At 44.4% G+C, this 7,488-nt stretch carries 10 protein-coding genes and 1 pseudogene; all 11 read right to left on the bottom strand.

What is annotated here, in order from left to right; translation table 11 throughout:
- Positions 1–237 (bottom strand): putative quinol monooxygenase (locus B3R79_RS02555; RefSeq protein WP_293693556.1); only part of this gene is annotated, 237 nt, incomplete at its 3' end.
- Between the two features lie 88 nt (positions 238–325).
- Positions 326–1,153 (bottom strand): ZIP family metal transporter, encoded by an 828-nt coding sequence (locus B3R79_RS02550; protein WP_293693554.1) that lies wholly within the window; start codon positions 1,151–1,153, stop codon positions 326–328.
- A gap of 73 nt (positions 1,154–1,226) precedes the next feature.
- Positions 1,227–1,784, bottom strand: a complete 558-nt coding sequence (locus tag B3R79_RS02545) for a DNA-3-methyladenine glycosylase I (protein ID WP_293693552.1) — start codon at positions 1,782–1,784, stop codon at positions 1,227–1,229.
- Positions 1,785–1,810: 26 nt separating this feature from the next.
- Positions 1,811–2,572 (bottom strand): inositol monophosphatase family protein, encoded by a 762-nt coding sequence (locus B3R79_RS02540; protein ID WP_154454715.1) that lies wholly within the window; start codon positions 2,570–2,572, stop codon positions 1,811–1,813.
- Positions 2,562–2,837, bottom strand: coding sequence for a UPF0223 family protein (locus B3R79_RS02535; protein ID WP_154454714.1), 276 nt, complete (start codon positions 2,835–2,837; stop codon positions 2,562–2,564). Before B3R79_RS02535 ends, B3R79_RS02540 begins: the two co-directional genes overlap by 11 nt.
- A gap of 119 nt (positions 2,838–2,956) precedes the next feature.
- The gene (locus B3R79_RS02530; protein WP_154454713.1) at positions 2,957–3,364 is read right to left on the bottom strand and encodes a Spx/MgsR family RNA polymerase-binding regulatory protein; all 408 of its coding nucleotides are present in this window, start codon (positions 3,362–3,364) and stop codon (positions 2,957–2,959) included.
- An 86-nt stretch (positions 3,365–3,450) separates the two neighbouring features.
- Positions 3,451–4,362 (bottom strand): bifunctional riboflavin kinase/FAD synthetase, encoded by a 912-nt coding sequence (locus B3R79_RS02525; RefSeq protein WP_293693550.1) that lies wholly within the window; start codon positions 4,360–4,362, stop codon positions 3,451–3,453.
- 11 nt (positions 4,363–4,373) lie between these two features.
- A complete protein-coding gene (truB, locus tag B3R79_RS02520) occupies positions 4,374–5,255 on the bottom strand; it encodes a tRNA pseudouridine(55) synthase TruB (RefSeq protein WP_168260737.1) in 882 nt (293 codons plus the stop codon).
- Between the two features lie 88 nt (positions 5,256–5,343).
- Positions 5,344–6,699, bottom strand: a complete 1,356-nt coding sequence (locus B3R79_RS02515; RefSeq protein WP_293693548.1) for a DUF438 domain-containing protein — start codon at positions 6,697–6,699, stop codon at positions 5,344–5,346.
- Complete coding sequence (locus B3R79_RS02510) at positions 6,692–6,931, bottom strand: DUF1858 domain-containing protein (RefSeq protein ID WP_154454709.1); 240 nt, start codon at positions 6,929–6,931, stop codon at positions 6,692–6,694. The genes B3R79_RS02515 and B3R79_RS02510 overlap by 8 nt, the downstream gene beginning before the upstream one ends.
- Positions 6,932–7,039: 108 nt before the next feature.
- A pseudogene (locus B3R79_RS02505) lies at positions 7,040–7,488 on the bottom strand (N-6 DNA methylase); the annotation flags it as partial.

Below are 7,488 nucleotides of genomic sequence, written 5' to 3'. Positions count from 1 at the left end.
CGCTATCACTGTTGCCATCATGGGTGAGGCGTGGTGGGCATCAATAGCAGCCTGATTTTCCCAACTATCAATCAAAAGCACCGTTTCAGGGTCACTAACTGGGAAGAAATAATCGTATTTGAGGTTGCCTTTTTCCGCACGAATCGCTGCTGCCGTGCCTGATTGCTCCATTTCTTCCATAAATTGCTTGGCTTTGCCGTTCTCACCTTTGTAATACAAGTGAAGGGTAATCGCCATCACATCACCTTCTTTCTTTTTCTCCTATTGTATGGTATTTTGAATTCGTTTTCAACCAATCAACTCCCCTTCTATCAAAAAATGCCGCTTATCCTAAAGCGACATCCATAACCATCATCAAAACAAAGCCTGCCATCAAGCCCATCGTGGCAATGTCGGTATTGCTATTGGTCTGCGACTCTGGAATCAATTCTTCCACCACCACGAAAATCATGGCGCCAGCCGCAAATGCTAGGGCATAGGGAATGACTTGCAACATCATCAAAACAAGGGCAGCACCCAAAACAGCACCAACTGGCTCAACGATGGCAGACATAGCTCCCACGAAAAAGGCCCATTTGCGAGAGCGCCCTTCTGCTCGGATAGGAATAGACAAGGCCGCACCTTCAGGAATATTTTGCAAGCCAATCCCCACTGTCAAGCTAAGCGCCGCCACAAGAGCTGCGACGCTCGGCTGCTGAGAAGAAGCCAAGGCACCAAAGGTCACACCCAAGGCAAGGCCTTCAGGAAAATTGTGGATGGTGATGGCCAAAAAGAGCAAGGCGGTTTTTGAGAGTTTTTTCTTGGGCTGAATGCCTTCTGCTTCAGAAAGGTCCATACCCAAATGCAAGTGGGGCACTAAAACATCAATCAAACGTAGACTAAAACCACCCACTAAAAAGCCAATCGCCACAGGCAACCAAGCCATTGTGCCATAATCTGCTTGGGCAAACTCCAAGGCAGGATTGAGCAAAGACCAAAAGGATGCCGCAATCATGACACCAGCCGCAAAACCCATTGTCGCATCCAACAGGCGACGATTGACCTGCGTGAAAAAGAAGACCACGGCAGACCCCAAAATGGTGCAGCCCCAAGTAAAGAGCCCTGCTAAAAAGGCGAGCAAAACCACATGTTGTGACAAGAGCCACTCTATCATCTTAATTTTCCTTTCATTACTGACATGATTCTAGTGAAAAACCTAGCCCCATGCCGAGCTAGGTTTTGACACATTATCGGTAGGGACAACTTATTAGGTGATCATTAACCACGCCGATAGCTTGCAAAAACGAATAGGTAATCACAGGTCCTACAAAAACCATGCCACGTTTTTTCATGTCCTTACTGAGTTGTTGGGACAAGTCTGACACGGTAGGAATATCAGACAACTGTTCCCACTTGTGGTCCATGATCTGTCCTTTGGTAAATTGCCAGAGGTAAGCGTCAAAAGAGCCATAGCTTTCTTGGATGGCTTGGACGGCTTGCGCATTTTGGCGAATACTGAAAATTTTCTTGTGATGGCGAATCAAACCAGAATTTGATAACAAGCTTTCTAGTTCTTCGTCAGTCATCTTGGCACAAGCGTCAATGTCAAAGTCATGAAAAGCCTTGCAGTAGTTGCTACGTTTGTGCAAAATGGTTTTCCATGACAAGCCTACACTAGCGCCCTCCAAGCACAGCCATTCAAACAAGGCTTGGTCGTCGTGGGTGACCTTGCACCATTCAGTGTCGTGATAAGCTTCTAAAAGGGCATCTCCCTCGTACCAACTGCGGCAACTTGCTTCTGCCATACTGTCCCTTTCTGATCTATCCTCACTTATGGTTTGAGGTATTGTTGAATAGTTGCTAATTTTGCCTTAGGCACAAACATGACTTTTTGACGAGTCTTGAAATCAGGCTCCTTGCCATCAATAGTGAGCAAGACATAACCTAATTTTTCCCCCATGACCTTAGCAGCAGCATAATCCCACGGCTGAATATGTGAAAAATAGGCTAATAATTGCCCTGATAAGACATAAGCCATGCTAATGCCTGCGCCACCGTAAATGCGCACGCCAAGGCTTTGCTGAACCAATTCTTTGATGCCGTGATAATCATCCGCAAACATCATGGCATTGCAACCAATCAAGCTGCGGTTTAATAGTACGTCTTGGTAGGGCTGTAATTTTTTGTCGTTGGCATAGACGTCGAATTGCCCGCCACCGCTGTATAGCGTATCACCCATGACATCGTAAATCAAGCCAAATTGCCCCACACCATCCTCGTAATAAGAGAGCATAATGGCAAAATGATCACGTTGAACAATGAAATTCACCGTGCCGTCAATAGGATCCAAAACCCACACATGCCCGTCAGACACGGGGTGATAAACGCCATTTTCTTCGGCCATGATATGGTCATCGGGATAGGCTTGCTTGATTTTACCAATGACTAAATCTTGCGTTGCCTTGTCAAGATTGGTCACTAAATCATCAAAACGGGTCTTTTCTTCAATGTCTAGTTCTTGAATCATGTGTGATTTAACAAAGGCACCTGCCTCACGGATGATTTCTTTGGCAAAGTTAAATTTAGTTTTCAAGAGAAATGTATCCTTTCTCTGTCGCGCGTGCCTGTTTCACCGCTTGGTAGGTTGAATAACCGCTGCTTTGTTCAAAAGCTCGATCAATTTGTTTTTCTTGTGCCTTGCTTTTTACAACGGTTTTAAATGCTGCGTAGCTGTCTAAGAGATCTTTGATGGCTACCTTGCTTTCATAAGCGTCTTCAACTCGATTCAAAAAAGAAAGCACCGAGGCAATTTCATCAGTGCTCCAAGATGGATCAAGCGGATAGCTATAATTCTTCATAAAGTATTTGTCCTCAAAATAGTCTTTTCCAACGCGCACGAGCGTCTTTTCATCGCAATAAGCTTATGATCAGACACTACTTTTGTTTTTTTAAAGACTTTCTTTGAGCTACTCCTTTCTTAACTGTCTATCTCAGCTCGAATCGTCGCTTGACGCAACTCTTGTTTGCGGTAATCCTTTGGTAAAAAGGCTCGAATTTCGTCTTCGTTAAATCCAATTTGCATGTGTTTGTGGTCGTCTAAGATAATCGGACGACGCAACAAACCTGGATTTTGCGAAATCAAGTCAATCAATTCTGAAACAGAGAGATCATCAACGTCAAGATCTAACTTTTGAAAAACTTTTGATCGAGTTGAGATAATGTCTTCTGTACCATTTTCTGTTAAGGATAAAATGGTCATCAATTCTTCGTGGCTGAGCGGGTTCGTGATGATATTGTGTTCTTGAAATTTCACGTCATGCTCATTGAGCCAAGCACGAGCTTTTCGGCAACTGGTGCAGCTCGGTGATAAAAATAACGTAATCATATAAGCGCTCCCCCCATATACTTGCTTATATTATACTAAAAAAATCCATAATTGACTATCTTTTTTCTAAAAACAAACCCATTTTTTCACAATTTTAACGAAAAGGCTTTATCTTGATGCAACTGAGTTGTTAGGGCTTTCATGCTTGAGAAATTGACCATATCCCTAATCTTCTCCAACCAAATGACGTCGATGTGCTCACCGTAGATATCACTATTGAAATCAAAAATGTTGACTTCAAGACGTAATTCTGTGCCGCCAAAAGTGATATTTTTACCAATGCTGGTCATGGAACGATAGCGTTTGCCACGTACAATGGCGTCTGTGACGTAAACCCCATATTGAGGCAACAGAACCCTGTCTTGAGGAATCAGATTTGCCGTTGGGAAACCGATGGTACGCCCACGCGCATCGCCATGAACAACTAAACCGTTAGTTTGAAAGTCATACCCTAACAAACGATTAGCTTCCTTGACTTGCCCAGTTTCCAGCAAATGACGAATACGAGTGGAACTGATTTTTTCGCCCTTGTCCGTCACTTCTGGCACAATCACCACTTCTCCGTCAAACTGCTGCGCTAAATCGCTGGCACTTTTGCGGTCATGTCCAAAACGGTAATCAAAACCAACGACAATGGCCTTTGCTCGCAAGGGTTTGACAAACAAGTTTAAAAAAGCATCCGACGACAATTTGGCAAATGAGGACGTGAAGTCTGTCAAGTACAAATTATCCACACCGTAAGCCGCAAATTTGTCATAACGAAGCTCAGGAGAGGTCAATTGACAGAGTAAATCCGGACTATATCGGCTCAATGCCAATCGTGGCGACGCATTGAAGGTCAAGACTGTGACGTCTAGATTATCTTCCTTAGCAATGATTTTAGCACGGTCAAAAAGGGCTTTGTGACCAAGATGAAGCCCATCAAAATAGCCCAAAACCAACACCGCATCTTGGCTTGTTGTGATGTCTTTATAATCGTTTAATTCATAGATGTTCATTTGTCTTTATCTCACATAAACACTTTGCGTGGTTTGTATAGGTCCTCACGAGGCTCAAGAATCGCAATTAGCTTGTCTTGGTAAAAGCCTGCCAATCGAGAATCCGTGCGCTCTAGCGGAATTTTACGGCCAAATGATAGCTCTTTGGCCTCCTCGTCTGTCAAATCCACACGTGGCAAATCCATGACACCATACTCAATCGGCAACAAGAAAGACCAATCGTCTACCTGACATTTCTCCGCAATTTCTGCTAAAGTCAAGGCGTCATCCAACTGCAATCCTGCTGAAGCTTGACGTTCCAAGAAGGACATGTGACTGGCGTAGCCCAGCGATTTCCCTAAATCCACGGACAAAGTGCGGATATAGGTACCTTTGCTACATGCCACTTCAAAATCAAAATAACAACAATCATCCTTGAAGGTCAAGGAGCTGGTGCGCCTGAAATCGTAAATGCTGACCTGACGGTGTGGGCGCTCCACTTCTTCGCCCGCACGCGCGTATTCGTACAAACGACGTCCGTTGACCTTAACGGCAGAATACATGGGCGGTGTCTGATTGATATCCCCCACCATGCCTGCCATAGCCTCATCCACCTGCTCAGGACTTAAATCAGCAGACACAGGTGTTCTCTCCACCACCTCGCCACTGGCGTCCTCTGTCGTGGTCGAAAAACCAAGACAAATTTGCCCACGATAGACCTTACCAGCCTCGGTCATGTATTCAATAACACGCGTGGCCTTGCCAACGGCAATAGGCAAAACACCGACCACATCAGGGTCAAGCGTGCCACCATGCCCAATTTTTTTCTCGTGTAATAATTTCCGTAACTTAAAAACGGCATCGTGACTGGTCATGCCAGCCTCTTTCTTCAAATTGATAATTCCATTAACCATAACTTCTATTATACCGTTTTTTACATAGAAAAGACAAGTCCGCAACTCAGTAGGCCAGCTGTCGATCTTGCCTTTTGGGTGTTATAAACTAAATGTTACGACTAGCATCACCATCTAGGTCACGAAAGACTTGAATGTCTTGGACATATTCTAGCACCCCTTGAAAATCGCCTTTTCGATCACGGACAGCAGCATAGGTCACATAAATAAATTTTCCTGAACGCTCAGACTTGTACCACATAGTCACCTTGTTACGCTCACCTGAGCGCAAGAGACTGAAAATCTTTTTGACCTTTTCCAGCACACGAGGTGGGTGACACAGTTCCACATGACGACCAATTTGGCTTGGCGTGCGCTTGAAAATCATGTTTTCAGGCTCAGTGTTGTCATTGTAATACTGGAAAATATCGTCCTTATTGACAAAAGTAATCTCCATCGGCAAATGATTGAGAATCAAATCGGCTTGTTCAACAGACAAATAACCATTGCCAAAGGCTTGTGTCGTGGTGCGGTCCACAGCTGCCTTGTCCTTTTTAGGAGTGAATTGAATGGTCAATTGTCCCTCAGGCGTATCAATCACACGCGTCACTTGTTCAGTGTCTGAAAGGTCCTCTGCCACAAGAGATTCTTTGTTGTCAGTTTCTTCTTGAAGATCTTTTGGTGTGTCAAAGACTTCACGGTATGGTTGCCACACCGCAGTTGGCTTGATGATGGCATAGCCATAAGCATCACTTTCCTTAGCAATGGCCAGCCAGTCATCCTGCGTCAAGGTTTCCAACAAAATCATCAGTAAAATCGCCTCTTCTTTGAAAATCATTTCCTCAAATTCTTTGGCGAAGGCTTCAAAAGCTGCAGAAACTTGGTCAATGCTGATGTTTGGTAATTGGTCGAGTTTGGCTTGGGTGGTTTTGAACAAATCACGAATGTCATCGTCAACACCCCACATGACTTTTGGTGGGGCGTCATGCCCATAGCGCTCCATAACTGGAAAGAAGAGTTTTTCCTTGCGAGTATAATGGCGATCAAATTGCCCAAGAAGGCTCATCTGATGGCGCAAACCGTTCAACAAATCCAAACGGTAAGGCTCATTTTCAGGCTTTTCATAGTTTTCAATGATGCGGCGAATGCGCAACATGGCAGCTCGCAAGGCGAGGTTTTCCTGCTTAAAGAGATAAACAGGGTGGCCTTCTTGCTCAGCGTCAGGCGCCTCCACATCTGAAATAGCTCCCTTAAAGAGATTGGCGTGGACATTGCAAAGCCCCATGACATCCTCAAAAGTAATGCCCGTATCAGACCCCATGAGCTCATGCTCCATCATGGAAATTTCAAGGGCCGAAACGCCTGTAAAATGCTGGTTGAAGTCCTCTTGCACCGAAGCCGCATCCGCACCGTCATGCAAACGCAAGAGAATGTCTTTTAACACGTCGATTCGCTTGTCAGTCATGGTCACCTCCGATTACATCATAGCCGTGAAATATGAGCGTGCGCTCAATATCTTCTAGGGAAATGCCTGTTAGTTTTGCTCCTGCTTTCAAGGATGTAACCTTGCCTACCGTGTGCAGCATGGCTGGATTGGCCAAGGGTTTGAGCCCCAAACCCACCAAAATCTCCTTGACTTCAGGGTGTTCTTGTATGATTTCGGCGACAGGTTTCGCCAAATCAATGGTATTTGTCATAAAAAATCCTCTCTTTTATAACATACTATTATAGCACAAGATAGGCCAAAGGAAACCCCAAATCCCGAAAGCCAAAAAATACTAGGTCAAAAACCTAGTATTTATTTGTTACCATTTTGCTAAAAAGTCAGCCAATTCGTTTTGGGCATCAGGGTTTGTCCCTACTAATTGCGTGAGCATGCTTTCTAATTTTGCTGTGGTTTCAGCGATTTGTTTGTCGGTATCTGCCAATTGGTCTGCCAAATCAGGTAGTGGGATCACAGGCTCTTCTTAAAAGGTATCCACGTAACGTGGGATGTTTAGGTTATAGTCATTTTCAACAATTTCATCAAAGTTTGCCAAATGCGCAAATTTATCGATGTCTTGGCGGTCTTGATAGGCAGCCAAGATTTTGGCGATGTGCTCGTCAGTCATGACGTTTTGGTTTTTACCCTTGTCAAATTCTTTTGAAGCGTCGATGAAGAAGACATCTTTTGTGGTGCGGTTTTTTTTGAGAATGATAACTGTCGTTGGAATAGACGTGTTGTAGAAGATATTGGCTGGGATTTTGAGCCATT

The organism is Streptococcus sp. UBA3373 (genome assembly GCF_002360305.1).
GTDB lineage: Bacteria > Bacillota > Bacilli > Lactobacillales > Streptococcaceae > Streptococcus > Streptococcus alactolyticus.
Note: the sequence above shows the minus strand (reverse complement) of the source record. Positions and strands in the feature narration are given on the sequence as shown.